This is a genomic window from Polymorphospora sp. A560 (assembly GCF_045781765.1).
In the GTDB taxonomy this organism is placed as follows: Bacteria; Actinomycetota; Actinomycetes; order Mycobacteriales; family Micromonosporaceae; genus Polymorphospora; species Polymorphospora lycopeni.
In genome coordinates this window covers 8002635-8029064 of record NZ_CP122282.1, presented here as the reverse complement: position 1 = coordinate 8029064, position 26430 = coordinate 8002635, and the positions used below count along the sequence as shown (strand labels likewise).

The 26430-nt window shown below is 70.3% G+C and carries 28 protein-coding genes and 1 tRNA gene; 15 read left to right on the top strand and 14 right to left on the bottom strand.

Going from position 1 to position 26430, the window contains the following annotated elements:
* Window positions 1-26 precede the first annotated feature (26 nt).
* From QCD66_RS36150 to QCD66_RS36130, 5 genes are all read right to left on the bottom strand, one after another.
* On the bottom strand, window positions 27-752 hold the full coding sequence (locus QCD66_RS36150; RefSeq protein ID WP_364213454.1) for a CDP-alcohol phosphatidyltransferase family protein: 726 nt from the start codon (window positions 750-752) through the stop codon (window positions 27-29).
* Window positions 727-1794, bottom strand: a complete 1068-nt coding sequence (locus QCD66_RS36145) for an iron-containing alcohol dehydrogenase family protein (protein WP_375734278.1) — start codon at window positions 1792-1794, stop codon at window positions 727-729. Before QCD66_RS36145 ends, QCD66_RS36150 begins: the two co-directional genes overlap by 26 nt.
* Window positions 1782-2513 carry a phosphocholine cytidylyltransferase family protein gene (locus QCD66_RS36140; protein WP_357534989.1) on the bottom strand — a complete coding sequence of 244 codons (732 nt, stop codon included), beginning with the start codon at window positions 2511-2513 and terminating at the stop codon, window positions 1782-1784. The genes QCD66_RS36145 and QCD66_RS36140 overlap by 13 nt, the downstream gene beginning before the upstream one ends.
* Window positions 2514-2722: 209 nt before the next feature.
* Window positions 2723-3475 carry a hypothetical protein gene (locus QCD66_RS36135; RefSeq protein ID WP_364213458.1) on the bottom strand — a complete coding sequence of 251 codons (753 nt, stop codon included), beginning with the start codon at window positions 3473-3475 and terminating at the stop codon, window positions 2723-2725.
* On the bottom strand, window positions 3472-3921 hold the full coding sequence (locus tag QCD66_RS36130; RefSeq protein ID WP_364213461.1) for an NUDIX domain-containing protein: 450 nt from the start codon (window positions 3919-3921) through the stop codon (window positions 3472-3474). Before QCD66_RS36130 ends, QCD66_RS36135 begins: the two co-directional genes overlap by 4 nt.
* Window positions 3922-4047: 126 nt before the next feature.
* Between QCD66_RS36130 and QCD66_RS36125 the strand changes: the two genes are divergently transcribed.
* The gene (locus QCD66_RS36125; RefSeq protein WP_375734277.1) at window positions 4048-5142 is read left to right on the top strand and encodes a PLP-dependent aminotransferase family protein; all 1095 of its coding nucleotides are present in this window, start codon (window positions 4048-4050) and stop codon (window positions 5140-5142) included.
* A gap of 293 nt (window positions 5143-5435) precedes the next feature.
* A complete protein-coding gene (gene corA, locus QCD66_RS36120) occupies window positions 5436-6533 on the top strand; it encodes a magnesium/cobalt transporter CorA (RefSeq protein WP_357534983.1) in 1098 nt (365 codons plus the stop codon).
* A gap of 134 nt (window positions 6534-6667) precedes the next feature.
* Here corA and QCD66_RS36115 read toward each other — a convergent pair whose 3' ends face one another.
* Window positions 6668-7444: a hypothetical protein gene (locus QCD66_RS36115; RefSeq protein ID WP_375734276.1), complete on the bottom strand. Its 777-nt coding sequence runs from the start codon at window positions 7442-7444 to the stop codon at window positions 6668-6670.
* A 120-nt stretch (window positions 7445-7564) separates the two neighbouring features.
* Here QCD66_RS36115 and QCD66_RS36110 point away from each other — a divergent pair, with 120 nt between their 5' ends.
* Together QCD66_RS36110 and QCD66_RS36105 are read left to right on the top strand one after the other, a co-directional pair.
* Complete coding sequence (locus QCD66_RS36110; protein WP_364213470.1) at window positions 7565-8098, top strand: peptidylprolyl isomerase; 534 nt, start codon at window positions 7565-7567, stop codon at window positions 8096-8098.
* 106 nt (window positions 8099-8204) lie between these two features.
* Window positions 8205-9125 carry a rhomboid family intramembrane serine protease gene (locus QCD66_RS36105; RefSeq protein WP_375734275.1) on the top strand — a complete coding sequence of 307 codons (921 nt, stop codon included), beginning with the start codon at window positions 8205-8207 and terminating at the stop codon, window positions 9123-9125.
* A 40-nt stretch (window positions 9126-9165) separates the two neighbouring features.
* Here QCD66_RS36105 and QCD66_RS36100 read toward each other — a convergent pair whose 3' ends face one another.
* Complete coding sequence (locus tag QCD66_RS36100; RefSeq protein ID WP_364213475.1) at window positions 9166-9612, bottom strand: PH domain-containing protein; 447 nt, start codon at window positions 9610-9612, stop codon at window positions 9166-9168.
* 207 nt (window positions 9613-9819) lie between these two features.
* On the opposite strand from QCD66_RS36100, the gene QCD66_RS36095 reads away from it, so the two are divergent.
* Window positions 9820-10992: a thiolase family protein gene (locus QCD66_RS36095; RefSeq protein ID WP_375734274.1), complete on the top strand. Its 1173-nt coding sequence runs from the start codon at window positions 9820-9822 to the stop codon at window positions 10990-10992.
* A 58-nt stretch (window positions 10993-11050) separates the two neighbouring features.
* A complete protein-coding gene (locus QCD66_RS36090; RefSeq protein ID WP_357534972.1) occupies window positions 11051-11554 on the top strand; it encodes a hypothetical protein in 504 nt (167 codons plus the stop codon).
* A gap of 93 nt (window positions 11555-11647) precedes the next feature.
* Here QCD66_RS36090 and QCD66_RS36085 read toward each other — a convergent pair whose 3' ends face one another.
* Complete coding sequence (locus tag QCD66_RS36085; RefSeq protein ID WP_375734273.1) at window positions 11648-13258, bottom strand: ricin-type beta-trefoil lectin domain protein; 1611 nt, start codon at window positions 13256-13258, stop codon at window positions 11648-11650.
* A gap of 206 nt (window positions 13259-13464) precedes the next feature.
* Here QCD66_RS36085 and QCD66_RS36080 point away from each other — a divergent pair, with 206 nt between their 5' ends.
* The gene (locus QCD66_RS36080) at window positions 13465-13857 is read left to right on the top strand and encodes a MerR family transcriptional regulator (RefSeq protein WP_375734272.1); all 393 of its coding nucleotides are present in this window, start codon (window positions 13465-13467) and stop codon (window positions 13855-13857) included.
* Complete coding sequence (trxA, locus tag QCD66_RS36075) at window positions 13827-14183, top strand: thioredoxin (protein ID WP_364213487.1); 357 nt, start codon at window positions 13827-13829, stop codon at window positions 14181-14183. Before QCD66_RS36080 ends, trxA begins: the two co-directional genes overlap by 31 nt.
* Before the next feature lie 21 nt (window positions 14184-14204).
* Here the strand turns inward: trxA and QCD66_RS36070 are convergent, their stop codons facing one another.
* A complete protein-coding gene (locus tag QCD66_RS36070) occupies window positions 14205-16289 on the bottom strand; it encodes a hypothetical protein (RefSeq protein ID WP_375734271.1) in 2085 nt (694 codons plus the stop codon).
* Window positions 16290-16399: 110 nt separating this feature from the next.
* Between QCD66_RS36070 and QCD66_RS36065 the strand changes: the two genes are divergently transcribed.
* On the top strand, window positions 16400-17104 hold the full coding sequence (locus QCD66_RS36065; protein WP_357534962.1) for a glycosyltransferase family 2 protein: 705 nt from the start codon (window positions 16400-16402) through the stop codon (window positions 17102-17104).
* Here the strand turns inward: QCD66_RS36065 and QCD66_RS36060 are convergent.
* Window positions 17085-17963 carry a transketolase family protein gene (locus tag QCD66_RS36060; RefSeq protein ID WP_375734270.1) on the bottom strand — a complete coding sequence of 293 codons (879 nt, stop codon included), beginning with the start codon at window positions 17961-17963 and terminating at the stop codon, window positions 17085-17087. The genes QCD66_RS36065 and QCD66_RS36060 overlap by 20 nt on opposite strands.
* 23 nt (window positions 17964-17986) lie before the next feature.
* A complete protein-coding gene (locus QCD66_RS36055) occupies window positions 17987-18682 on the bottom strand; it encodes a transketolase (protein WP_375734269.1) in 696 nt (231 codons plus the stop codon).
* Between the two features lie 47 nt (window positions 18683-18729).
* Here QCD66_RS36055 and soxR point away from each other — a divergent pair, with 47 nt between their 5' ends.
* Window positions 18730-19212: a redox-sensitive transcriptional activator SoxR gene (gene soxR, locus QCD66_RS36050; RefSeq protein WP_364213499.1), complete on the top strand. Its 483-nt coding sequence runs from the start codon at window positions 18730-18732 to the stop codon at window positions 19210-19212.
* A gap of 33 nt (window positions 19213-19245) precedes the next feature.
* On the opposite strand, the gene QCD66_RS36045 is transcribed toward soxR, so the two are convergent.
* Together QCD66_RS36045 and QCD66_RS36040 are read right to left on the bottom strand one after the other, a co-directional pair.
* The gene (locus tag QCD66_RS36045; protein ID WP_375734268.1) at window positions 19246-20190 is read right to left on the bottom strand and encodes an NAD(P)H-quinone oxidoreductase; all 945 of its coding nucleotides are present in this window, start codon (window positions 20188-20190) and stop codon (window positions 19246-19248) included.
* Window positions 20191-20277: 87 nt separating this feature from the next.
* Entirely contained in the window at window positions 20278-20832 is a 555-nt protein-coding gene (locus QCD66_RS36040) for an AAA family ATPase (protein ID WP_364213505.1), read from the bottom strand.
* An 83-nt stretch (window positions 20833-20915) separates the two neighbouring features.
* Here QCD66_RS36040 and QCD66_RS36035 point away from each other — a divergent pair.
* From QCD66_RS36035 to QCD66_RS36025, 3 genes are all read left to right on the top strand, one after another.
* A tRNA-Ser gene (locus tag QCD66_RS36035) sits at window positions 20916-21002 on the top strand.
* Window positions 21003-21224: 222 nt separating this feature from the next.
* Entirely contained in the window at window positions 21225-22625 is a 1401-nt protein-coding gene (locus tag QCD66_RS36030) for an AAA family ATPase (protein WP_375734267.1), read from the top strand.
* The gene (locus QCD66_RS36025) at window positions 22625-23254 is read left to right on the top strand and encodes a hypothetical protein (protein ID WP_375734266.1); all 630 of its coding nucleotides are present in this window, start codon (window positions 22625-22627) and stop codon (window positions 23252-23254) included. The genes QCD66_RS36030 and QCD66_RS36025 overlap by 1 nt, the downstream gene beginning before the upstream one ends.
* A 333-nt stretch (window positions 23255-23587) precedes the next feature.
* On the opposite strand, the gene QCD66_RS36020 is transcribed toward QCD66_RS36025, so the two are convergent.
* Window positions 23588-25126 carry an IS1634 family transposase gene (locus QCD66_RS36020; RefSeq protein ID WP_407567276.1) on the bottom strand — a complete coding sequence of 513 codons (1539 nt, stop codon included), beginning with the start codon at window positions 25124-25126 and terminating at the stop codon, window positions 23588-23590.
* A gap of 325 nt (window positions 25127-25451) precedes the next feature.
* Here QCD66_RS36020 and QCD66_RS36015 point away from each other — a divergent pair, with 325 nt between their 5' ends.
* Both QCD66_RS36015 and QCD66_RS36010 read left to right on the top strand, forming a co-directional pair.
* On the top strand, window positions 25452-25799 hold the full coding sequence (locus tag QCD66_RS36015) for a hypothetical protein (RefSeq protein WP_407566960.1): 348 nt from the start codon (window positions 25452-25454) through the stop codon (window positions 25797-25799).
* A 9-nt stretch (window positions 25800-25808) separates the two neighbouring features.
* Window positions 25809-26405 (top strand): hypothetical protein, encoded by a 597-nt coding sequence (locus QCD66_RS36010; RefSeq protein WP_375737054.1) that lies wholly within the window; start codon window positions 25809-25811, stop codon window positions 26403-26405.
* Window positions 26406-26430 lie beyond the last annotated feature (25 nt).

The window sequence follows — 26430 nt, the reverse complement described above, 5'->3', positions numbered from 1 at the left end:
AGCGAGCGGGGCGGTAGGGACGCGGTCTAGCGGACGGCGGCGCGGGCGGAGAAGGCGATGCTCGCCAGCAGGAAGCCACCGTTGACCAGGCTGAAGGCGGCGATCAGCCACACCGTCAGCGCCGGGGCGAACAGCAGGACCAGCGCGGCCACGAAGATCACCGCGCCGTAGTCGCGGATCAGCTTCACCAGGCGCACCGGAAGCGACGTCGAGGTGACCATGCTGGCCGCGTTGTCTCCGGACTGGAGCACCGACGTCACCAGGTTGACCATCCAGGTGCCGGCGAACACCGCGACCAGCCAGACCGGAGTATCGGGCCGTTGTGCGACCGTGGTCGCGGACAGTGCGGTGACCAGGGCGATCTGGGCGGCCACGTCACAGAGGATGTCGATCCGGGCGCCGGCCGCGCTGCCCTTGCCGGTGACCCGGGCCAACTGACCGTCCGCGCAGTCCAGGGCGTATGCGATCTGCCAGCCGACCAGCGCGACCAGCCCGACCACCCAGGCCGGCAGGGACCCGTCCGCGACCGGCCCGGCGAGCGCGATCACCGCGACCGAGGCCGACAGGCCGATGACCAGGTTGGTCAGCGTCAGCGCGGTGGGGCTGAGCCCGAAGCGCTGGCCGGTCAGGGCGAAGGCGGCGCCCAGCCGCTGGCTCAGTGCCTCGCTGAACAGCCCACCACCACGGTTGACGCGGTAGAAGTCGTTGAACGTCGGCCGGGGAAGATCAACCGGCATGGTCGCGGAGTGCATCGGCGTAGTCTGCCAGCCGCCTACGGATCTCGTCGGGCCCCATCGCGAGGTGTTCGAGGACGGTGTAGCGGTCCGGCCGGGTGGCCGGCGCGTGGGCGACGACATCGACGAACTGCTCGTCGGTGAGTCCCAGGTCGGCCGGGTGTACGGGCAGGCCGTGCCGGCGCAGGCAGAGCGCGAGTTGCCCGAACCGTTCCGGCTCGTCGCGCAGGAAGGTGCAGAAGAGCGCGCCGAGCCCGACCTGCTCGCCGTGCGAGCCGGTGCCGGGGTGGAGGTGGTCGATGGCGTGGGAGATCTCGTGGCAGCCGCCGCTGGCGGGGCGGCTGGAGCCGCAGACCGCCATCGAGATCCCGCCGAGGATGAGTGCTTCCGCGAGCGTGGTCAGGAAGCCGTCGTCGGTGATCTTGCCGGGGTGGTTGACCAGCGCCTCGGCGCCGGTACGCGCCAGCGTCACGGCGAGTCCGTCGATCGGCTCGGCCCGGACCCGGTGCGCGAGTTCCCAGTCCGCGACCGCGTTGATGTTGCTGACGGCGTCGCCGATCCCGGCCTGGGTCTGCCGGTCCGGCCCGTTCTCGACGAAGTCGAGGTCGACCACGATGGCGATCGGCACGTGGGTGCCGTAGGAGCCCTTGCCGGTGCCGTGGTCGAGGGAGGCGACCGGGGAGGCGATCCCGTCGTTGGCGAGGCTGGTCGCCACCGACACCATCGGGATCGCGAGCCGGCTGGCGGCGTATTTGGCGGTGTCGATGGTCTTGCCGCCGCCGATGCCGACGACGGCGTCGTACGACCGCTCGCGTAACCGGTCGCCGAGCTGGTTGGCGGCGTCGAGGGTGCCGCCGGCGACGGTGAACAGGTCGGCCCGGTGCAGCCCGGGCAGGCACAGGTCGGCGATCCGCTCGCCCTGTCCGGGGCCGACGACCAGGGCGACATCGCCGCCGGCCGAGATCCGCCGGTCGGCGAGCAGGGCGCCGAGTTCGGCGACGGCGCCGCGGCGTACCTCGATGGCCAGCGGCGTGCTGACGGTCCGGGCTAGTAACGGCACGCGATCTCCCGCGCCCGGGCCAGGTCGTCGTGGTTGTCGACCTCCACCCAGTCGACCTCGCCGATGGTGGCCGCGCGTACCTCGCCGCCACGGTCGGCGTATTCCTGGTAGCCGTCCTCGTAGTAGAGGTTGGGGTCGCGCCGCCAGGTCGCCTCCAGCGCCTCGGCCAGGCCGGCGGCGGCGTGCGGCTCGATCACCGTCGCCCCGATGTACTCCCCGAACGCGGCGGCCGGGTCCATCAGCTTGGTGATTCGGGTGAGCTGGCCGGACGCGTCGAAGGTCGTCTTCATTTCCTCGTCGGCGAGCCGCTTGACGTTGTCGATGGCGAGCAGGATGCCCGGTCCGCGTTCGGCGAGCAGGGTCTTCTCGATCCCGACCGGGTGGACGGTGTCGCCGTTGACCAGCAGCGCGCCCTGCGCGAACCGGTCGCGGGCGAGCCAGAGCGAGTATGCGTTGTTCCACTCCTCGGCCCGGTCGTTGTGCACGAGGGTCAGCTTGACGCCGTAGCGCCGCTCGAAGCCGGCCTTGCGGTCCTCGACCGCGCCGGCGGCGTAGCCGACGACGACCGTGACGTCGGTGAGGCCGACCTCGGCGAGGTTGCGCAGCGCGATGTCGAGGATCGTGGTGTCGCCATCGACCGGCACCAGGGCCTTGGGCAGGGTGTCGGTGTAAGGGCGCAGCCGGCGGCCCGCACCGGCGGCGAGCACCAGACCGATCATCACGAGATCCTCTCTGAAGGTGAACACCTGACGGACGGAGGATATCCGCCACACCAACCGGTCCACCGGTCGTGGCGGTCGGGCGGCCCTCCAAGATCCGGGTGATCAGGGACCTGGAGCCGCGCCGCGCCGACGACACGCGCGGCTTATTCCCTGATCACGGGGATCTTGGAGGGGCCGGCGGATAGGGGCGATCAAGGAAAAACGGGTCAGGTGGGGAGGGCGGCCAGATCGGCCAGGAGGCGGAGGCGGGCTTCCGGCGCCAGCGCGGCGTAGGGGGCGGCGGAGCGGCGATCGGTCTCCTGCTCGATGGCCAGGCGTTCCGGGCCGGGTGGCAGGTCGGCGATGGTGAGCCGGGTGTGGCCGGCGGCGGTCCAGGCGGCGGCGTGGGCGTCGGCCCGGTGCTGGCGCAGCACGCTCAGCCGGTTGAGCAGCAGCACCCCGGGCGGGCAGCCGTCCGGCTCGTACGGCGGGGCCAGCGCGCCGAAGGCGTCGCCACCGTCGCGCGCCGCCTCGGTGACCAGCACCCCGAGTACGTCGACCAGCCGGGCGACCCGCCCGCCGTGCCGCTGCTCCCACAGTTCGCCGGTGATCCGGGCGTGCAGTTCGTAGACCTCGGCGAGGTAGGTCCGGCCGCGTTCGGTGGCCTGCAACCCGCCCTCCGTGGTGCGGTGGATCATCGCGTACGCGACCTGCTTGTCGAGGCCACGTTGGCAACGCACCGGGTCGCGGTGGCGGGTGACGGCGGCGAAGCCGGGGGCGCTGACGGTGCCGCCCGGCGCCGCGAGCCGGGTGCGGAACTCCATCAGGAAGCCGGTCGCCGCCGGCCCGCCGTACCGCTGGCTCAGGGCCGCGCCGCCGCGCTCCCAGCCGGTCGCGGCGGTGCCGACGACGAGCCGGTCGACGGCCGGCGCGACCAGGGCGGCGAAGCCCGGCGGGTCGAGCGGGACAGGGTCGATCACAGGCCGATGACGTGCAGCGCCGCGAACCCGTCCTCGACGATGCGCCGGATCAGCCCGTCGTTGACGTGCCGGTGCTCGTCGAGCAGGACGGTCTCGTGCTCGGCGAGCCAGCGGAACTCGGTGTGCTTGCCGGCCTCCAGCCGGGGTCGGGTCAGGTCGCCGTCGACCCGGACCAGGAAGTCGCTCTCGACCCGGGCGATGCCGTCGTCGCCGACGTACGTGTATTCACCGACCAGACCGAGCACGTGTGACACGGTCCACCCGGTCTCCTCGGTCACCTCGCGCTGCAGCGCGTCCTCGATGCTCTCGCCGGGCTCGACGTGGCCGCCGACCACGTCCCAGCAGTTGGGGAAGAGTTTGCGGGCGGCGGACCGGCGCTGGACGAAGATCCGGCCGTCGTCGTCGACGATCAACGCTCCGGCGCACGAGAGGGGCTCGGTGGACACGCCCTGACAGTAGCGATCAGGGGGAACCCTCGAACAGGACGAGGCGACCCACGCCGGACTGCTCAGGATGCGGACTTCGCCCGGTCGCCGGAAAAGGGCGCGACGGCGGCCGTAGGCTGGAGAACCATGACCGCCGAGCAGTTGATCTCCTTCGCCCGTGGGGCGCCCTCGCTGGACATCGTCGACATCGAAGGGCTCAAGGCCGCGGCTGTGCGCGCCTTCGAGGCCGACCCGGCCGGCCTTACCGCGTACGGCACGTCGGTCGGCTACCTGCCGCTGCGCAAGTGGATCGCCGACAAGCACGGCGTGACCCCGGAGCAGGTGCTCATCACCAACGGGTCGCTGCAGGCCGATGCGTTCCTCTTCGACCACGTGGTGCGTGAGGGCGACGCGGTCGTGGTGGAGCGGCCGACGTACGACCGGACCCTGCTCAACCTGCGGCAGCAGGGTGCCGAGGTGCACGCCGTCACGATCACGCCGGACGGCGTCGACACCGACGAGCTGCGCAAGCTGCTGGAGTCCGGAGTGCGCCCGAAGCTGGCGCACATCATCCCGAACTACCAGAACCCGGCCGGGGTGACGCTGTCGCTGGAGAAGCGCCGCGCCCTGCTCGCCCTCGCCGTCGAGTACGGCTTCACGATCTTCGAGGACGACCCGTACGCCGACATCCGGTTCCGGGGCGAGGCGTTGCCGTCGATGCTCTCCCTCGACGAGCAGGGCGTGGTCGTGCACGCGTCCAGCTTCACCAAGACGGTCTGCCCGGGCGTACGGGTCGGCTACCTGGTCGGGCCGGCGGCGCTGATCGCCGACATCGCGAAGCGGGCCACCAACCTCTACATCTCGCCCGGCATGGTCGCGCAGGGCATCGTCCACCAGTTCTGCGTCTCCGGCGACATCGACCGGTCGATCCGCACCGTGTGCGACGCGCTCGGTGAGCGGGCCGGCCTGCTGGCCGCCGCGTTGCGTGAGCACATCCCGGGAGTGCGGTTCACCGAGCCGGACGGCGGTTACTTCCTCTGGATCGAGCTGCCCGACGACGTGTTCGCGGCGGACGTGTTCGTCGCGGCGCAGGAGCGCGGTGTGGCGGTCGTCAAGGGCAGCGACTTCGTCGCCGAGGGCGGAGAGCACGCGTTGCGGCTGGCGTATTCGGCGGTGACCGCCGATCGTATCGACGAGGGTGTACGTCGTCTGGCGGCTGCCGTCGAGGCTGTCCGCCGCTAAATTTGTGTCGGATTTTTGACAATGAGCCGTCGTGGCCGGTCCGGGGTTCCCGCCGGGCCGGCCAACGGCCCACAATGCTGCGAGCGGTCGATCCCCGTACGGATGACCCCCTGGACACCACCCCCGCCCCTCGGCGCCGGGCGGGCCGCTCGCACCCCACCCCCTGTAAGCGGTCGGTCCGCCCGGCGCCACCCCGTCGGCACGCCGGCACACCCTCGTGATCCTTCCGCCGGACCCCGCCCGAGCGGCGTACCGTGCAACCCGCACACCCGTGCCGGCGGAGGGAGGTCGACATGAACCGACGTGCCTGGCGGGGCCCCGTACGAGCGGTGACCCGCATCCTCACCCCCGAACCCCCAAGGCCGCCGACCCGTTCCGCGCCGTCGTCCGGCCGTAGCGCCATCGTCGACTGCGCCCTCTACGTCGACGGGACGCGGCAACCGGGCCAATGGCACTACGCCGACGCGCTGGCCGCCGCCCGCGAGGCCGACCGCGCCTTCGTCTGGGTCGGCCTGCACGAGCCCGAACTGCCGGAGATGACGCAGATCGCCCAGACGTTCGGGCTGCACGAACTGGCGGTCGAAGACGCGGTCAAGGCCGAACAACGCCCGAAGCTGGAGCGCTTCGGTGAGATCAACTTCCTGGTGCTGCGCACCGCCCGCTACGTCGAACACGGCGAGCTGACCGAGAACTCCGAGGTCGTGGAGACCGGCCAGGTGATGCTGTTCATCGGCCCGTCCTTCGTGATCAGCGTGCGGCACGGCGACGCCTGCCGGCTCTCCCCGGTCCGGGCCGACCTGGAAGCCAAGCGGGACCTGCTGGCACACGGTCCGTGGGCGGTGGCGTACGCGGTCGCCGACCGGGTCGTCGACCTCTACATCGCGGTCGCCGACCAGGTCGAGATCGACCTCGACGCGCTGGAGTCGGAGGTCTTCGCCCGCCACGGCCACGGCCGGATCCAGCGGATCTACCAGATGAAGCGTGAACTGGTCGAGTTCAAGCGGGCGGTGGCTCCGCTCCAGCGGCCGCTGATGACGCTGACCGCGCAGATCAACCGCGAGGTGCCGAAGGAGATCCGGCGCTACTTCCGGGACGTGCAGGACCATCTGACCCGCACCGTCGAGCAGGTCAACTCGTACGACGACCTGCTCAACTCGATCCTGCAGGCCCGGCTGGCGCAGGTCACCGTCGACCAGAACAACGACATGCGCAAGATCGCCGCGTGGGCCGGTATCGCCGCGGTGTGGACCGCGATCGCCGGCATCTACGGCATGAACTTCACGTTCATGCCGGAACTCGGCTGGCGATACGGCTATCCGATCGTGCTCACCGTGATGGTGCTCAGCTCGGTCGGGCTCTACCGCTGGTTCCGCCGTAACGGCTGGCTCTGACCCCGTCCGGCGACCGGGCGAAACGACCCCCTCCCGCGACCGGGCGAACGACCCCCTTTCGCGACCGGGCGAAACGCGCCGGGACACGAACCGGCCCCGGCGGGCGGTGCCACGCCGGGGCCGGGCCGGGCCGGTCAGCTACGGCTGTTGCGCGACGGCGCGGAGGCGTTGCTCATCACCCCGTCGGGCTTCATGGCGTTGCCGGTGCTCTGCTTGGCGGACTCCGTCGTCGACTTCGCCTTCGACGAGGCCGAGTCGGCGGCCGAGGACGCCTTGCCCTTGGCCTCGCTCAGGGCCGAGGCGGCCCGGTTCTTCGCCTCGTCCATCGCCGCGGCGGTCCGGTCGCCCATCGATCCGACCTGCTCGCCGGTCGTCGAACGTCCCGCCGCCGGATCGCGCAGCGGGTTGTCCGGCGCGGTGTCGATGGCCGAGGCGGGGTCGTCGGGCAGCGTGTCCAGGGGGCGGCTCGGGTCGTACTCCTCCCACTGCTGTTGCTGCCGGCGGCGCATCGCGATCGCACCGACCGTGCCCACCGCGGCCCCCGCCACCACCAGTCCGGTGATCATCGGCCACTTGCGGCTCGACCGCTTCGACCCGGACTTCCGCAGCTTCTTGAGGTTGTTGCTCTTGGCCTTGCGCGCCACCGTGCCGGCCTGCCGCGCTCCGTCGGACGCGGCGACGGCCAGCGGTGCGAGCGCGGCCATCGTCGACCCCCAGCCCGACATCGCGCCGTCGCGGATCCGTCCCGCCGTCGGCTGCATGTACGCGCGTGCCGACTGAACCCGAGGTCCGACGGCCGCGCCGACCCCGCCGGCCGCGTGTGTCGCGGCCTGCCTCAGATGGTCGAAGCCTTCGCTCAGTTCAGACTTGGCGAGCTGGCCATGGGTCTTGCGCCGCCCGATTCCAAACACCAGTCCCCACCTCCCTGGGTGTTGTTCCAATGTCATCCTGCACCTTCGGATGCCTCCGCACTGCCGGAACGGGCACATGGGAGGATCCGCAAGGAACTGACCAACGACAGAGGAGTACCCGTGGCCGAGGCCATTTACGCCACTCTGCACACGAACCACGGCGCGATCCGGTTGGAACTCTTCCCCAACCACGCGCCGAAGACGGTCCGCAACTTCGTCGGGCTCGCCGAGGGCACCCAGGAATACATCGACCCGCGCACCGGCCAGCCGGGCAGCGGCCCGTACTACGACGGCACGATCTCGCACCGGGTGATCAGCGGCTTCATGATCCAGATGGGTGACCCGACCGGCACCGGCCGCGGTGGCCCGGGCTACACGTTCGCCGACGAGTTCCACCCCGAGCTGAGCTTCAACCGGCCCTACCTCCTGGGTATGGCGAACACCTCGCGGCCGGTCACCAACGGTTCGCAGTTCTTCATCACCGTCAGCCCGACGCCGCACCTGACCAACGCGCACACCATCTTCGGTGAGGTCGCCGACGAAGAGTCGAAGAAGGTCGTCGATTCGATCGCCAACACCCCGACCGGTCCGGGCGACCGTCCCCGCAGCGAGGTCGTCATCGAGCGGGTCGAGATCGAGCGCACCGCCGCCTGATACGTCCTGCGGGTATCTTTGCCGGCATGACCGAGCGCTGCTCGCGGGCCGTCCCGCCCCATGCCGTCGATGATCACCGCCGGTCGCCCCGGCGCGGGGCGACCCGGTGAGCCAGTCCCCGCCGACCGTCCCGGTCTGCTACCGCCACCCGGGCCGCGAGACCTACATCCGGTGCACCCGCTGCGACCGGCCGATCTGCCCCGAGTGCATGCGTGACGCGTCGGTCGGTCACCAGTGTCCCGAGTGTGTCGCCGAGGGCCGGCGGACCCAGCGGCCGGTGCGCACCGCCTTCGGTGGCGGTGCCGCCGGCCAGCGGGGCCTGGTCACCAAGACCCTTCTCGGGCTCAACGTCCTGGTGATGATCCTCTCGGTCATCTCCGGCGGTGGCGAGGGCCTCGCCGGCGGCGGCTGGGGCGGCCTGCTCGGCGGCTACACGCCGCTGATCGGCTGGGGCGCCAACTACGGCGGCGACCCGGAGCTGGCGACCAGGCTGTCCGACGGGACGATCGTCGGCGGCATCGTGCAGGGCGAGTACTACCGCATGGTCACCGCGCTGTTCCTGCACTACGGCGTGCTGCACCTGCTGATGAACATGTGGGCGCTGTGGGTCCTCGGCCGGAACCTGGAGGCCGCCCTCGGACCGCTGCGCTTCCTCGGGCTCTATCTGCTGTCCGGGCTCGGCGGCAGCGTCGCGGTCTACTACTTCGCCCCCAACGCGCTGACCGCCGGCGCCTCCGGCGCGATCTTCGGACTCTTCGCCGCGCTGTTCCTCCTGCTGCGCCGGATGGGTCGGGACACCTCGGCCGTGCTTCCCGTGATCATCATCAACATCGTGTTCACGTTCGCCGTACCGGGGATCTCGATCGCCGGGCACCTCGGCGGCATGGTGGTCGGTGCGCTGGTCGGCACGATCCTGGCGTACGCCCCCCGCGAGCACCGCAACCTGGTCCAGGGCGTCGGCATGGGGGCGATCTTCCTGCTGCTGATCGCCTTGACGATCATGCGAACGGCGATGCTGAGCATCTGACGGCCGGTGGCCGCCTACCCGGGCGGGCCCGGCCGGATGGTCAGCCGGGCGGGTCGCCGGCGGCCACCCGCCGGGCCGCCTGGAGGGTGGCGGCCACGTCGGCCGGGGCGGCGCCGAGGTCGTACGCCCCGAGCAGGTGCAGCGAATCCCCGGCGTCGATCTCCAGGGTCTCGGTACGCAGCCCGAGGCGGGGCCGGGTGTCGACGGTGATCCGCTCGATGCGGTCCCAGGGCAGGTGTCGTCGGCGGGCATAGCCGGTGACGACGGTGACGCCGTCCTCGTCGACGGCCAGCCGGACCGGTACGACGATGTCGCGTACCGCCCAGCCCAGCAGGACCACCGCGACCAGCACCGCCAGGCCCAGGGTGACCGGGTCACCGCCGGCGAGGCCGTACCCGATGAGCAGCAGCGCCGCGGCACTGACGATCTTGAGTAGCGGCATCGACCGGGCGACCCGCCAACTCGTCACCGCACCCACGTCACCCATCCCGCGAGCATGCCACCCCCGCCTCCCCGCCACCCGCCCCCGCCGCCTCTTGTCGCCCTCTGCCGCCTCTTGTCGCTGATCAAGGAGTAGTTGCGGGATTCGCGCCCTGATTTGTCGGGGAAATCCCCTTGATCGACGCGATCTTGAGGGGCGGGTCCGCGTGGCGGGCGGTAGTATCGATCCGACTCAAGTTACCGGGGAGTAGATATGCGGGATGCGGTCATCGTCGGCGCGGTACGGACCCCGGTCGGGCGGCGCAAGGGCGGGCTGTCCGGCGTCCACCCGGTCGACCTCTCCGCCCACGTCCTGCGCGCCCTCGCCGAGCGCACCGGCCTCGACCCCGCCGACGTCGAAGACGTGGTCTGGGGCTGCGTGTCACAGGTCGGCGACCAGTCGTGGAACGTCGGCCGCAACGCCGCACTCGCCGCCGGCTGGCCGGAGTCGGTCCCCGGCACCACCCTCGACCGGCAGTGCGGGTCGAGCCAGCAGGCACTGCACTTCGCCGCCGCCACCGTCGTCTCCGGCCAGGCCGACCTCGTCGTCGCCGGCGGCGTCGAGTCGATGAGCCGGGTGCAGATGGGTGCCAGCGCGGCCGGCGGGCTGCCGTACGGCAACCAGGTGCGGGACCGCTACCGGGGCGTCGAGGGGTTCGCGGTCGACGAGCCGGTCCCGTTCAACCAGGGCGTCGGCGCCGAGTTGATCGCCCGGCGGTGGAGCCTGTCCCGCACCCGGCTCGACGAGTTCGCGCTGGCGAGCCACGAGCGGGCGGCGGCGGCCCAGGACGCCGGTGCCTTCGACGCCGAGATCGCGCCGGTCGGCACGCCCGACGGCGGCAAGGTGACCACCGACGAGGGGGTACGCCGGGACACCTCGGTCGCCAGGCTCGCCGAGTTGAAAACCCCGTTCCGGGCCGACGGCGTGGTCACCGCCGGCTCCGCCTCGCAGATCTCCGACGGAGCCGCCGCCCTGGCCGTCACCACCTCGGAGTGGGCCCGCGCCCACGGCCTGCACCCGCTGGCCCGCGTGCACACCGCCGTCGTCGCCGCCGACGACCCGGTGATCATGCTGACCGCGCCGATCCCGGCCACCGCGAAGGCGCTGCGCCGGGCCGGTCTCGACATCACCGACATCGGCGTCTACGAGGTCAACGAGGCGTTCGCCCCGGTGCCGCTGGCCTGGCTGGCCGAGACCGGGGCCGACCCGGCCCGGCTCAACCCGCTCGGCGGGGCGATCGCCCTCGGTCACCCGCTCGGCGGCTCCGGCGCCCGGATCATGACGACGATGCTGCACCACATGCGGGACAACGGCATCCGCTACGGCCTGCAGACCATGTGCGAGGGTGGCGGGATGGCGAACGCGACCATCGTGGAACTTCTTTAGCCGCACTTTTCACGACCGACGCCGCGTCATAATGTGTCAACGCGTCGTTAACCAGGTCATGGACGTGTTCTCACGTACGTTCCTTCCCGCCGCGGCCGAGGCCGGGGTGGCCATCCCGACGGTGAGCCGGCACATGCCGGTCTTCCGCCGGTGTGTCGAGGCCGACGACGCGACCGTGCTGGTCAGTCGCTGCATCCGGGTCGACCGCCCGCTGCGGGGAGAGTTCCTGATGCTGCTGACCTACCGGCGCCTCGTCGTCACCCAGGAGACCCGGCTGCTGCACCGGCTGCGCCTGCACCTCAACACCGAACTGCGGCACCTGAGCAACGTGACCTGGAACCCGGACCCGCGTACGTCCGCGATCGAGGTGGCCGCCACCGCCGTCGACGGCGTACGGGAGCGGTTCGCCATCCCGGTCAGCCAGCCGAAGCAGGTCTGGCACGTCGACGCGTTGCTGACCCACCTTTTCCGGCCGCGGATCACCGTGGACCGCACCGAGACCCGAAAGGGGCTGGCCGGCGCTCCCCGTGCGCCGAAGCTCAGCCCCGCCGTCGCGTTCTGAACCCGGGGCACCGTCGGGTGCCCCGGGTTCGACGTGACGGAGGGGCCCGCCGAGCCGCCCGATCGGCCCGGCGGGCACCTTCGCCCGCGGGCGTCAGTAGACCCGCGACCCGATGAAGTCGTCGTGGCCGTAGCCCACCGGGTTGGCGAACGAGCGCGACTCGAACGACCACTGCTGCCGGGCGTTGCCGCCGCAGTTGGCCAGCCGCAGCCGGGGCGAACCGATGATCGGGTTGTCGAAGGCGAGGCACAGGTTGCCGGCGCCGGCCGGCTTGATCTGGTTGCCGGCGAAGACGAACTTCTGGTTGGCGCCGCCGTGGCAGTCGTGGATGTTGACCGCCTGGCCGGCCGCCAGCGTGCCGCCGGAGACGTCGAGGCACCGGTCGTGCGACAGCTCCGAGTGCAGTGAACGGTTGGTCGGGTCGTACCAGAAGCCCTGGTTCCGGCCACCGTGGCAGGTGTACGGCTGCTGCGGGGTGCCGTTGCGTGAGTCGTACCCCTTGCCGTCGAGGCAGTTGCCGGTGCCGGCGTTGCGGAGTTGCTTGAACTCGAACAGGCCCGGGTAGAGGACGCCGCTCCCGGTGCTGGCCGGGTCGACGCAGGTCGCCCGCTCCTGTCCGGAGTCGTAGAACGCCGTCATGCATTCGGCGAACATGCCGTGGCCGCGGTAGTTGGGATGGAACGACTGCCGGGCGGCGTTCTCGTCCCAGATCCCGACCTCGATGAAGAGCCCGCGCACCGACGTGTTGTCGGTGCACACCTCGTGGCCGTGGAAGAGCCGGCTGGCGTCGAGGTAGCGGGTGCCGGTGTTGGTCGCCGCCCGGCGCAGCGCCGCCTCGAACAGCGGTACGGCCTTGTTGCGGGCGAACGCGGTGTCGGACAGGTAGAACAGGCAGCCGCCCGAGTACCAGCCGGGGAAGTTCGGATTGTCCTCGACGTCCGGGCTGACCGGACCCGGGTACGACTGCAGCACCAGCTCGTAGTCGGTGCGCAGGTAGCCGGCCTTCGTCATGGTGTCGCGGATGCTGTTCAGCGCCTCCTCGACGGCCGCGCGGCTGCCGTCGGTGCGGATGGTCCACTGGTCGGTGTAGTCGGGGAAGCAGTTGCCGAGGAAGAAGACCCGGCTGATCGCGCAGTCGGTGGCGACCGGTCCGAACTGGATGGTGCCCTCGCCGTTGGCGCCGGCGACGACCCAGATCAGCTTGATCCGGGTGTTCCGGGCCTTGATCGCGAGATTGTCGCCCTGGTTGAGTTCGTTCCACTGGGTCGGACCGCCGGCGATCAGGTTCCACGGCGTGGCGCCGGAGCAGGCGACGTTGAACTGCACGTCGGAGGCGATGCCGGTCCGGAACACGGCCTGGTCGAAGCTGCGGTCGCACCAGTTGCCGGCCTGATGGGTGCCGGGGACGTAGTTGCCGACGCCCTCACCGGAGATCTCGCTGTCGCCCATCGTGATGAGGGCGGTCTTGCGCTGCTCGAACGGGCGGATGGCCGGGCTGCCGTAGAGTTCGGTCGCCTCGGCGGCGCGGATCGCTTCCAGGTTGGCGGGCAGCGGCTGGACGACGGGACGGTCGGCGGCGCCGGCCGGAGCGGCCACGCCGGCGAGCAGGGGAAGGACGAGTCCCGCGACGAGGGTCGCGGCGGTGAGGCTGCGCCGCCGGGACGTTCGCGCGGTGCGTCCTCCCGGCGTACGGATGCCGGGCATCGACGCACTCCTTTCACTCTGATCGTCAGGGATCGATCGAGTCTTCAGAACGTAGCGTGGTTGGCGGGCAGATGTGAATAGATCTCGCTAAATATGTTTCTGGTTGATTTCCAGGTCGCCGCCCCGGCCCCTGCCATGCGCACCTTGCCTTGACACCGGCGAGAACGTTTAGCGTGGCGATGACGGGCCGGGCGAGGAGGTCGAAGATGCGGATCGGCGAACTGGCGGGACGCGCCGGCACGAGCACCCGCACCCTGCGGTACTACGAGGAGCACGGGCTGCTGCGGGCCCGACGCTCCGCCAACGGCTACCGGGACTACGACCAGTCGGAGCTACGGGTCGTACACGAGATCCGGGCCCTGCTCGCCGTGGGCTTCGACCTCGACGACATCCGCCCCTTCGTCGCCTGCCTGCGTGCCGGGAACAGCTCCGGTGACGTCTGCCCGGACTCGGTGGCCGTGCTCCGGCGCAAGATCGCCGAGGTCGATGTGTACGTCGACCGGCTGAGCGCGGTACGCCGGCAGCTGCACACGCAACTCACCCTCGCCATCGCCAACCGGGAGGAAACATGCTGCACGACACCGAAGCCCGTGCGCTGACCGTCATCACCGACGACACCTTCGCAAGCACCGTGCTGGCCAGCGACCGGCCGGTGGTGGTCGACTTCTGGGCGCGGTGGTGCCCGCCCTGCAAGGCGATCTCGCAGAGCCTGGTCGAGCTGGCCGCCGAATTCGGCGACCGGATGACCGTGGCCACGCTCGACATCGACGAGAACCCGGCCACCGCACGGGCCTACGGCGTCATGTCGCTGCCGACGCTGCTGGTGTTCCGCGACGGCGACGTCGTCGGATCGGTCGTCGGATCCCGGCCGAAGGCCCATCTGCGCTCGGCGCTCGGCAAACATGCCGAGCCGGTGACCGGCTGACCGTCCCGACCCGGCGGGTGCTCACGTCGGCGGGACGGCGTAGCCGACGTAGCCGCGGAACTCCACCCGCCAGCCGTCCGGGACCAGGTCGGTGCACACCTTCCGGTCGCCGGTGCAGACGATCGCGTCGACACCCGCCGGGTCGGCCGCCGGACGCCGCGGCAGCACCGACTGGAGCGCGACGATCTCGCGGTCCGGCCGGCCGTACGGCGCACCGTCACGCAGCAGCAGCCACCAGGGGTACTCCCAGTTGTCGTTCTGCTGCACCAGCCCGACCCGGCGGGCACCCGCCTCGTCGACCTGCCGGGCCGCCCACCGGAACTCCTCGGCCCACTGCGGCCGGCGGATGAACCGGGTGTCCCAGTCACTGGTGGTCAGCAGCGAGCCGGCGCCGACCAGCCGGCGCGGGAAGCCGTACGAGATCGCGAGCACCCCGGCCAGCGCCGATCCGGCGAGCACGACGACGGCCAGCCCGGCCGCCACGGACCGCCGCCCGGCTGCCGCGCGGGGCCGGTCCGCGTCGGCGGCCCCGTCCCCGATCGTGGCCCGGCGGCGGAAGAGCGCGTCGAGCCACAGCGCCGCCAGCGGGGCGGCCAGGATCAGCGCGAACAGGATCAGCCGGTTGCCCCACGGCTGCCACTTGATGGTGGAGACGTGCAGCAGCACCGCCACCCCCACCGCGGCGGCGTACGCCCGCACCGCCCCGGCGCGCGCCGGGGCGATCCGCCCGGGGCGCAGCAGCGCCAGCGTGCCGCCGATCAGGCAGAGCGTTCCGGCCAGCGGGAACGCGACCCGGTCCTCGTCGGGATACCAGGACGGGACCGGGAACGTCGTCGTACCGAAGGTGATCGCGCGGTCCTGCGGGTCGACGCCGACCAGCCGGGCCACCCCCTCGATCGCGGCCGCCGACACGTCGCGCAGCGGCGCGATCGGGGTGTCCAGCGCGGTGTGGGCGATCCGCAGGCCGTTGACCAGGATGGACTGCGGGTCGTGGCGTTGCATCGGGATCGACTCGCGCAGCCGGGGCGGCCCGAGCGGGTGGTCGAAGTCGGCGGTCATCCGGATCAGGAACGGCCCGGCCAGCGTGGCGGCCACCATCAGGATGGCGACCGACGCGCCGGCCGTACGCAGGGTGCCCCGCCGCCACCCGCCGCCAGCCGGCCAGGCGGCGACCGCCGAGCCGGTCGCCGTCACCCGCAACTGGGCGACCCCCCACAGCGCCAGCATCGGTGCGGCACCGAGCAGCCCGCTGGTCTTGGTGATCGCGATCAACCCGGTCGCCGCGCCGAGCGCCAGCACCTCGCCCGCGGTCGCCCGGCGGCGCAGCCCGTCGAGCGCCAGCGTGGCCACGCACACCGTCCACGCCGCCACGACCAGGTCGGTCTGGGTGCTGGTGGCCTGGAGCGTCACCATCGGGGTCGTACCGACCAGGAACGCGGCGAGAAGCTGCGTCCGCCGGCCGCCGCCGAACTGGGCGACGATCCGGGCCACCAGCAGCAGGCAGCCGACCCCGGCGGCCCACTGCACCAGGTTGTAGAGCGCGTCGCCGCCGGTCAGCAGCCGCAGGTGCAGCAACAGGTATTCGGCACCCGGCGGAATCGTGACCTGCCGGTGGATCGCGGTCGGCCAGGGCGTCAGGTCGGCCTGCGCCACCCACCGCTCGATCTTCGGCAGGTGGTAGGTCTGCGAGTCGAAGTTGTTGGGCTCGGCCAGCAGCGCCACGACCAGCTCGGCGACGACCAGCAGCCCGATCCCGCCGGCCAGCAGCAGCTCGCCGCGGCTGGCCGTACGCCGGAACTCGCGCAGCCGGCCGACGGCGGAGGCCCACGGGCGGTGGTCCGCGCCGCGGCGGCGGCGCAGCCCGGCCAGCGTGCCGGCACCGGCCAGGAACAGCAGCCAGGCCAGCGCCACGGCCGGGGCGGTCAACGCCCCGAGCGCGCCGAGCCCTTCGACCACCAGTACGGCGTACGCCCCGACGGCGAGCGCGGCGCGCACCACCGCCAGCCGCAGCGGCGCGGTGCTGCCGGCCGGCGGCCGGGTGGCATGGACGAGTACGCCGAACGCCACGAGCGGAGCCACGAGAACGGGTGACCACGCAGCCGACATGGCGGGAAGTAAACACCACCATGCTGGGTGCCGATCCACGACCGGGGCCGGTGGTGGCGCCACTCCAGGCTAGGCTAAGGCCGACCAGTCGTCCGTAAGGTGGAGTTCCAGTGAAACTCTCGATCCTCATGCCGGTCTACAACGAGGAAGACCGCGTTGCGGACGCCCTCAAGCAGGCTCTCGCGGTCGACTACCCGTGCGAGATCGAGCTGGTCGTTGTCGATGACGGCAGCCGCGACGGGACGTCCGAGATCCTCGGCCGCGCCGACGACGCCCGGGTCCGGGTGATCACCCACCAGCGCAACGCCGGCAAGGGCGCGGCGATCCGGACGGCGGTCGACAACGCCGAGGGTGAATACATGGTCATCCTCGACGCCGATCTCGAATACGACCCGCAGGACATTCCGAAACTGCTCGACCCGGTGCTCGACGGTCGCGCCACGGTCGTCTACGGGAATCGGACCTTCGGCAGCCACAGCGCCTACAGCTTCTGGTACGTGATGGGCAACAAGGCCGTGACGACCGCCGCGAACGTCATGTTCAACTCCTACATCGGCGACCTGGAGACGTGCTTCAAGCTGCTGCCCGTCGCCCTCTACCGGTCGCTCGACGTGCGCTCCAAGGGCTTCGGCATGGAGGCGGAGGTGACGGGCAAGCTGCTGCGCCGCCGCATCCGCCCCTACGAGGTGCCGATCAGCTACCGGGCCCGGGGCCGTGAGGAAGGCAAGAAGATCACCTGGAAGGACGGCGTCGAGGCGCTGTGGATCCTGGGCCGGGAACGCGCCCGCCGCCAGGTCAAGCCAGGAAAGCGTTGATCGAACGCCGCAGCCCGGCGGCGTCCAGCCCGTGCCACCGGTCGTGGTCGGCCGGGGTGCCGTAGCGCCGCAGGTCACTGCCGCCGACACCGAGCGCGAGCAGCCGGTGCGGCAGGTCGGACAGTCCCCGGGCCACCACCGCGCTCGACGTCCCGGCCAGATACGGCTCCACCAGGATCACGTCGCGGCCGGCGAGCGTCCGTAGCCCGGCCACGTCGAACGGGCGCGGGGTGTGCGTGTACGCCACCGTCACGTCCAGCCCCTCCGTCGCCGCCAGCAGCGGATCGAGGGTCGGGCCGACTGCCACCGCCAGCGGCGCCCCGGCGCCGGCCCGGCGGACCACCCGCAGCCGTCCGCTGCCGGGCAGTGCGGTCGTGTTCGACGCGGTGCTGAGGCGGACGTACACCGGCTCGTCGTGGTCGGCCGCCGCCCGCAGCAGCGCCGGCACCTCGTCGCGGTGCCCGGGTACCTGCACCGTCCAGCCGGTCAGCGTGTCGAAGAGCCGTACGTCACCGGGGGACATGTGGGTCCGGCCCATCTCCGCGCCGTCGTACGAGGCGCCGACGCTGACCAGGACCGCTCCGACCCCCTGGTGGTCCAGGTCGAGCTTGATCTGCTCGTACGCGCGGTCGACCACGAACGTCGCGTACGAGTGCACGATCGGCCGCAGTCCGGTCAGGGCCAGCCCGCCGGCGACGCCGATCATCAACTGCTCGCGGATGCCGACGTTGAGCACCCGGTCGGGGTGCCGGCGTGCCGCCGGTTCCAGTGCGACGGCCGAGATGTCGGCGAGCACCACCGCCGTACGCGGATTCTCGGCCAGCAGGGTCGTCGTGGTCTCGATGAAGGTGTCCCGCATGAGGTTTCTCCGTCTCGGATCGGTCAGTGCTTCGGGGCGACGACGGCTACCACGACGTGCGGACGCCCGGGCCGGTGTGCGGTGAGCGCGGCGGCGAGGGCGTCGTGGTCGCGGCCGTCGACCGTCGCCGCGGTCCAGCCGTTGACGGTGAACCGGGTGTCGATGCCGCCCGGCCAGCCGTGGGTGGCGGAGCGGTTGTCGACGACGACGGCGGTCACCGTGTCGATTCCGGTGGCGCCCGCGTACGTGATCGCCTCGTGGTTGGCGCCCTCGTCGAGTTCGGCGTCGCCGAGCAGGACGTACACCCGGGGGTCGGTCAGACCCTGGGCGCGCAGGCCGAGCGCGGTGCCGACGCCCAGCCCCAGGCCGTGCCCCAGCGAGCCGGAGCCGATCTCGACGCCGGGGACCAGCAGCCGGTCCGGGTGGTAGCCGAGCGGACTGTCCGGCCCGCCGAGGTCGTCGAGCCATTCGGGCGGGATGAACCCCTTGGCGGCCAGTACGGCGTAGTAGGCGGCCGGACCGTGCCCCTTCGACAGCAGGAACCGATCCCGGTCCGGGGCGTCCACGGTGTCCGGGGTCACCCGCAGGATCCGGTCGTAGAGGACCCACAGCACGTCGAGGGTCGAGTGGGCGCTCGGGGCGTGCTTCTCGTCGCCGGTCACCCGGCGCAGCAGCCCGCCGAGCACGGACGCATCGGCGGTCGTTGTCGTGACTGTCATGCCGGTAGCCTGCAAGTTGAAGTGGACTTCAACTCAAGGGCGAGGCGATGCAGGAGACACTCACCATCGGTGATCTGTCCGCGCGGTCCGGGGTGGCCGCGTCCGCACTGCGCTACTACGAGCGGCTCGGCCTGATCCGCGCCGGACGCACCGGCGGCAACCAGCGCCGCTACGAACGGGCCGAACTGCGCCGGGTCGCGTTCATCCGGATCGCCCAGCAGGTCGGTGTCCCACTGTCGGACATCCGGGCCGCCCTCGACTCGCTGCCGGACGCCCGTACGCCGACCGCCACCGACTGGGCCCGGCTGTCGGCGGGCTGGCGGGCCAAGCTCGACGAGCGGATCGACCTGCTCACCCGGCTACGCGACGACCTGAGCGGCTGCATCGGCTGCGGCTGCCTGTCCCTGCAACGCTGCGCCCTCTACAACCCCGACGACACCCTGGCCGCCGAGGGACCGGGCCCCCGGCTGATGCAGCCCGGCCGCCCGGCTCCGGCACAACCGCCCGTACGGCTCCGCCGCCGCGGCTGAGCGCCGACGGTTCTCGCCGGTCCGGCGGCGCCCTCAGCCGAGGGTGAGCAGGACCTTGCCCAGGTGGTCGCTGCCCTCCACGATCCGGTGGGCGCGGGCCGCGTCCGGCATCGGCACCCGCTGGTCGATCACCGGCCGGATCGCACCCGACTCGACCAGCGGCCACACCTGCTCACGTACGCCCCGGACGATCTCGGCCTTCTCGTCGTCGGGCCGCGACCGCAGCGCGGTGGCGAAGACCGAGCCACGCTTGGCGAGCAGGGCACCCAGATCCAGTTCGGCCTTCCGCCCACCCTGCATCCCGATCACGACCAGCCGCCCGCCGGTGGACAGCGCCCGGACGTTCCGGTCCAGGTAGGCGGCGCCGATGATGTCGAGGATCACGTCGGCGCCGCCGGCGACCCGGCGTACCTCCTCGACGAAGTCGGTGCTCGTGTAGTCGATCGTGTGCGCCGCGCCCAGCTCCCGCAGCGCGGCATGCTTGGCCGGCCGGGCCGTCGTGACGACCGTCGCACCCAGCGCGGCACCCAACTGGATCGCGAACGTGCCGATCCCACTGCCGCCGCCGTGCACCAGCAGCGCCTCGCCCCGGCTCAGCCCGGCCAGCCGTACGACGTTGGACCAGACCGTGCACGCGACCTCCGGCAGCGCCGCCGCCTCCTCGACGGACAGCCCGCGCGGGACCGGCAGCGTGTGTGCCCGGGGCACGGCCACCTTCTCCGCGTAGCCGCCGCCGGCCAGCAGCGCGCAGACCTGCTCGCCGGTGCCTGCGACGACCCCGGAACACTCCAGACCCGGGTACGGCGGGGCACCCTTCGGCGGCGGGTAGTGGCCCTGCCGTTGCAGCAGGTCGGCCCGGTTGACCGCAGCGGCCACCGTCTCGACGAGCACGTCGTCGGGGCCGGGCGTCGGATCGGGGACCTCGGTCCAGGCCAGCACGTCGGGGCCGCCGGGCTCGGTGATCGTGATCGCGTGCACGTCCCAGTCATACCGCAGATCCGCCGTCCCCGCGTGTCGACCGGTTCCCCAGCGTGGCTTGGGCGCGGCGGGTCCGGCCGGCCCCGGTCAGTCCGGTACGGCCGCCTCGGACCAGGCCCGGGCCAGGATCTCGTCGACGGTCTGCTCCGGCGTCTGCGCCGACGTGTCCAGCCACAGCCCGATCCGGGGTGTCTCGGCCCGCAACCCGGCGTCGAGGTCGGCGGGCGTCCAGTCGCCGTACCCGGCCTTGGGCCGCCCGGCCTCGCGGGCGGTGACCGCCGCGGCCGACGGCGCGAGCACCACGACCAGCAGCGGCCGGCTCCGGATCCGGGCCACCATCGCCGGCAGCTCGGCCCCGAGTACGACATCCTGCGCGACGACGCTGAACCCGGCGTCGAAGTAGCCGTCGGTGACGTCCGCGGTCAGCGTGTGCCGCAGCCGGAGCTGCCGCCGCGCCTCCTCTTCGGTGTCCGGCGTCATGTCGGCGCGCCCGTTGACCACCATCCGGCGGAACACGTCACCCCGCACGTGTACGGAGCGGGGCAGGCGTTCGGCGAGGGCCTGCGCGACCGTCGACTTGCCGGCGGCCATGATGCCGGTGAGCAGCACGACCGCCTGCGGTCGCTCGACGCTGGTGGGCACCCGCGTCCTCCTTCCGGGTGGGGCGTGCATGACCGTGGCACACTAGGCACGACTCCGGGTCGGCGCAAGCAGGGCCGGGTCAAGGAGGGTTCGCCTAGAGGCCGATGGCGCTGGTCTTGAAAACCGGTAAGGGAGCAATCTCTTCGTGGGTTCGAATCCCACACCCTCCGCTCTCGCGACAGCAAAAACGCCCCCTGACCAGCGTGAACGCAGACCAGGGGACGTTCCGGTGACGACTGTCAGAGTCTCGTGCTCTCTCGGCAACACGCCCTGCCTCCTGGATATCTGTCTGGGACAGTCCGGAGCCGTCCCGGTCGTCGGCGTCCGCTGACCTGGCGGCCGATGGCGGTACGCTGCCAGAGGCCCGCATAGGAGACATGATGCTTACACGGTTGGAAGTTGACGGCTTCAAAAACCTGCTTGGCTTGGATATCGAGCTCGGAGCCTTCACGTGCATTGCTGGCCCGAATGGCACCGGCAAGTCCAACGTGTTCGATGCGATCAATTTCCTGAGCCTGCTGTCAGACATGCCGATGATGGATGCGGCGCAGCAGGTGAGAGGTGTGCATGGCGAGCGGGTCGGTGACCCCCGCGATTTGTTCTGGAACGGCTACGAGGCGAATGATCGCCGGATGCGCTTCGCGGCGGAGATGATCGTCCCGCTTACGGTGGAAGACGATTTCGGTCGCGTGGCGCGCCCGACGATCTCGTTTCTGAGGTACGAGCTCGAGATCGGTTACCAGGCCGCTGTCGGCCTGGAGCGGATTGGCCGACTCCGTCTTCTGAAGGAGGCCCTCCGGCATATAAATATTGGTGATGCGCCTTCTCGGATCCGATTCCCTCACAGTGCAGCCCGATTTCGCTCGAATGTTCTTCGAGGTCGCCGCAGTGGCGTCGCGTTCATCTCTACATCAGAGGAACACGGTGAGCCGGTAATTAGCATTCATCAAGATGGCGGGAGCCGGGGGAAGCCGCGCCCATCTGCGGCCTCTCGTGCGCCGGGAACGGTTGTCAGCACCGTGACCGGGAGCGACGATCCGACGATACTTGCGGCCCGACGTGAGATGCAGTCATGGCGTCGGCTCGCTTTGGAGCCATCAGCACTCCGTACTTCGGACCGCTTTGTTGATCCGCGCTTCATGGAATCGGACGGTAGGCACCTGCCTGGTGCGCTTTATAGAATCGCTACCTCTGAGTCTGGGGGAGACCCCCGGCGGATCTATTCTCGCGTCGCAAATCGGCTGGCAGAATTGACCGGGGTCTCGGTTCGTGGCGTCGAGGTGGTGGCGGACGATGTGCGGGAGTTGCTGACTGTGTACCTCGAAGAACGGTCAGGACTTCGACTGCCCGCACGTAGCCTCTCCGAAGGAACTCTGCGCTTCCTTGCGCTATGTGTACTACTAGAGGACCCCGGGGCTGTGGGACTCTTCTGCATGGAGGAGCCGGAGAACGGTATTCACCCAGCGAACCTGCCGTCGATGGTCCGCCTCGTGGAGGAGTTGGCGGTGGATACGTCAGATGCGCCGGGGGGGGACAATCCATTCCGCCAAGTCGTTATCAACACACACTCACCCTTTGTTGTGCAGTTGATCAACCCTGACCACTTGCTCTTTGCCTCAGTAGGTTCCCGCCCGGCTCCAGACGGCACGATTGCGCGGGGCCTTGTCCTCCACCCGTTGGTAGACACGTGGCGCGCCGGTGGTGAGGTCGCTACCTACACGAAGGCAGACATCCTTCCGTATCTTGTTGCTCCCCCTGGAGCCCAGTTGAAACTGGACTTGGACGCTGCGTGATGCACAGAGGCGTGTTTCTTGGAGAAGGTTCGACCGACGACGGTATCTCCGTCCACATCGAGCGGATCGCGACAGAGTGTGGGATCGGTGTTCAGTTGACCGCACCCGCTGCTGATCTGCTGCCCACCACGGATCGAACGATCGCCGGCAAGCTTCGTGCTCTTGCCCGGTTGGGCGGCAGGTACGACATCGTCTTTGTTCACCGTGATGCCGACAACGCCGGGCGAGACGCTCGTATCTCGGAGATAAGTTCCGGGATAAGCGAGGTCATGCCAGACGCCGTCCGTGTCCCGGTCGTACCCGTACGGATGACTGAGGCCTGGCTGGTGTTGGACGAGGGGCCGATCAGGGAGGTTGCAGGCAATCCAAATGGGCGAGTCCGCCTCAAAATACCTACCGCCAGGGAGGCCGAAAGAATCGCAGATCCCAAGGCGCTCCTCAAGGAATTGATAGCAGATGCCTCCGAGACGACAGGTCGGCGCAGGAAGTCGCTACAGGCTGCCTTCCCCTATAACCGCAGAAGGCTTCTAGAGGAACTAGATCCAAACGGGCCCGTTCGTTTCTTGGACTCATGGCTGCATTTCGTGAGCGACACCATCAAGGGACTACAGAAACTCGACCAACCTTGATGCGCTGTTCACGCTGGTCAGCGCCTTGGTCGCCGTGGTCCGGACCATGGGTAAGGGGCAACCACCTCGTGGGTTCGAATCCCACACCCTCCGCTCTCGCGACAGCGAAACGCCCCCTGAGCAGCACGAACGCTTCACCCGCCGGCTGGGCAGGGTTCGGCAAGGGGCGATCTTGGCGCAACGGCACTTGCTTACGTTCGGTGATCGGCGTCGTCACGACGGTGCCGATCATCTGAGCTAGCAAGGAGCGTCTGATGCGGGTAACTCCCGTCCCCCGAAGACTGGCAGCGGCGGCGGCCGCGGCGGCCGTGACCCTGACCCGGCTTGGGCCATTTAGTGCGTGCCGTGGATGGCGTCGAGTGCGGTTTGGAGGTCGTTTGGGAGGGGGTCGGCGGCGGTGATGGTGTGTTCTCCGGCCTGGATCTGGATGGTGCGGTAGCGGCGGGCGGTGGTGACGAAGCGTTTGATGGTCCAGCCGGTGGTGTTCTCGATCCAGCGGGACACGGCCAGGGCGGCGAACACGATGGTCAGGTGCGCTTCGATCGATTCGCGGGTGTGGTGGTAGACGGGTCGGGCGGCCAGGTCGGTCTTGGACATCCGGAAGCTCTTCTCGACCTGTAGCAGCCGGCTGTAGGCGGCGATGACCTGCTGCGGGTCGGGGTTCGGGAGGTTGGTGACGTAGCCCTTGATCCCGGCCAGGGCCCGGTTCTTCGCTTCCAGGGTCCGGTTGACGCTCTTGGTCGCGCCGGTCAGGCGTACGTACCGGTTCCGCTTGACTGGGGTCCGGCCCTCGACGGCGTTCTCGGCCTTGGCGATCTGGGTGTCGATCCCGCGCAGGGTGCGGCGGGCCCTGTCCGCCTTGTACTGATAGAAGAACGTGTGGTCGCGGCGGTTGTCGCCGCGGCCGGCCGGCCACGGCTGGACGAACACGTGCCCGTCGGGGATCTCGGCGTCGGGGTGGGCGTCGCGCCATACCTTGACGACGTAGGGCACCTCGGGGATGCGGGCGCCGAGGATGAACGACAGCCCCGCGGCCTCGATGGCGCGTTTGTTGGCCTCGGACACCATCCCGGCGTCGGCCACGACGGTGACGTCGGCCAGGCGGTGCGCGTCGAGGAAGGCCCGTAGAACGGGCAGCATGGTGGTGGTCTCGGCCCGGTTGCCCTCGAACGCGTGCACCATCAGCGGGAACCCCGACCCGTCAGTCAACAGGCCGACGGTGATCTGCGGCTCCAGGCGACGTTCCTTGCTGAAGCCGGGCTCGCGGAACCCGTCACCCTCGTCGGTCTCGAAGTACAACGTCGTGACGTCGTACAGCAGCAACGTCGCCGGCCCCAAGCCGACGTGCGCGGCGCAGGCACGGGCCAGCCTGGCCCGCCACCGCCCGCCAGCGGGATCGACCTGCCCGGTTTCCAGGTCAGCGGCGCCGTCGCCGTCCCGGGCGGTGTCGTCGGGGTTCTGTCCGGCGCCGGCGTAGATACGCAGCCGTCGCTTCACCGTCCGGTAGGACGGCGGGTCCATACCCGCCTCAGCCAGGACCCGTAGGGAGTCCAGCTTGCTGGTCGGCTCGATGATCCTGGCCAACACCAAGGCCTTGAACACCTCGTCGCGGCCGGCCGCGGCCGCGAACCCCAACACGTCGTAGCCACGGCCGAGCGCGTCCAGCAGGTGCCCCATCCGGGAGGAGGTGATCGGCAACGCCTCGCCCTGGTTGGCCGGACCGCCCGGCAGACGCAGATCCAACTCGCCCTGCCCCGCGGCCAGCCGCTGCCGCGCCACCGCCTTCAGCAACTCCAGGTCCGCATCGGTGTGAGCGGACCCGATGTGCTCGATATCCCGCGACCCCCGCCGCTGCGAGTGCACGATCTGCACCGCCCGCGCCCCGGACGCCGTCCTCACCGTCCGCACGTACGCCACAGCCGACACGATAGAACCCGGCCCGTTTAGTGCGTACCTCCCGACACAACACCCCAGCTCACAGCCCTACCCGCCATCGAATCAGCCAACCGTGGCCCAAGTCGGGTCACCCGCCGGCTGGGCAGGGTTCGGCAAGGGGCGATCTTGGCGCAACGGCACTTGCTTACGTTCGGTGATCGGCGTCGTCACGACGGTGCCGATCATCTGAGCTAGCAAGGAGCGTCTGATGCGGGTAACTCCCGTCCCCCGAAGACTGGCAGCGGCGGCGGCCGCGGCGGCCGTGACCCTGACCGGCCTGATCGCCCTCGCCCCCACCGCGAACGCGGCCGTGGACGCGCCCGGTCTCGAACTGCTCACCAGCGACATCGACCCGGCGCAGCCGCGCGCCGACGTGCTCCGGGTGGCCGTCGTCAGCGACTTCGGCGCCTGCGGGTACGGAATCCCGGCCAAGTGCGCGGACCAGAACGCCGTCGCCGACATGATCCACTCGTGGAACCCGGACTTCATCCGCCCTCTCCGCAAGCGGAGAGGGCCACAGGTCGTCCTCGATCTACGAACATGGCAAGTTGTACGGTGCCGGCCTTCGAAAGGATCTTTGCCGCGCAGGTCTGTTGCGGAGTCTGCGTAGGGTGTCGCTATGACGGATGTCGCTGCCGATCCGGAACTCACTGCTAGTGATCTTCGAAGGATGATCGAGACGGCACGTTGGCATATTCTTCGCTACGACGCACTCAGGGCATCGATTGCCAATCGAGCCTCACTGCTGATAAGTGGCAACGCGCTTCTTATTGGTGGCGTCGCCATCCTCTTCCCCAATACGGTGGGGCAGGATGTCGCGGGCGGACGGCTGACCCTGGTTGCCCTTGCCATAGGGGCGTTCTGGGTGCTGGGCTGCTCGGTCTTCTCGGTGATCTATGCGACCAAGGCGCTTCTGGCGGGAAAGAGTTGGCGGGAACTGTACGGGCAGGAGCCACCCGTTAGCCTGTTCTACCAGCATTCGGACACGATGCGCGTTGCTCCCGACTTCGCCAGCTTCGACACTGCGTTCGTGGAACAGACGCTGGGACGGGAGCGCGAGTCGGCAACCGTGAACCTATGGGTGGTGCTTCAGGCCCACAACTATCGGTATCAGTTCCTGCGTCGTGCGACCCGCCGGCTGCAACTCGGCCTGGTGGTCTTTGCCGGGTCGGTCGTTGTCGCTGTTGCTCTGTCGCTGATCAAGCTCTGGAGTTGACCCGGTCGGTACGGACAGTATCCGT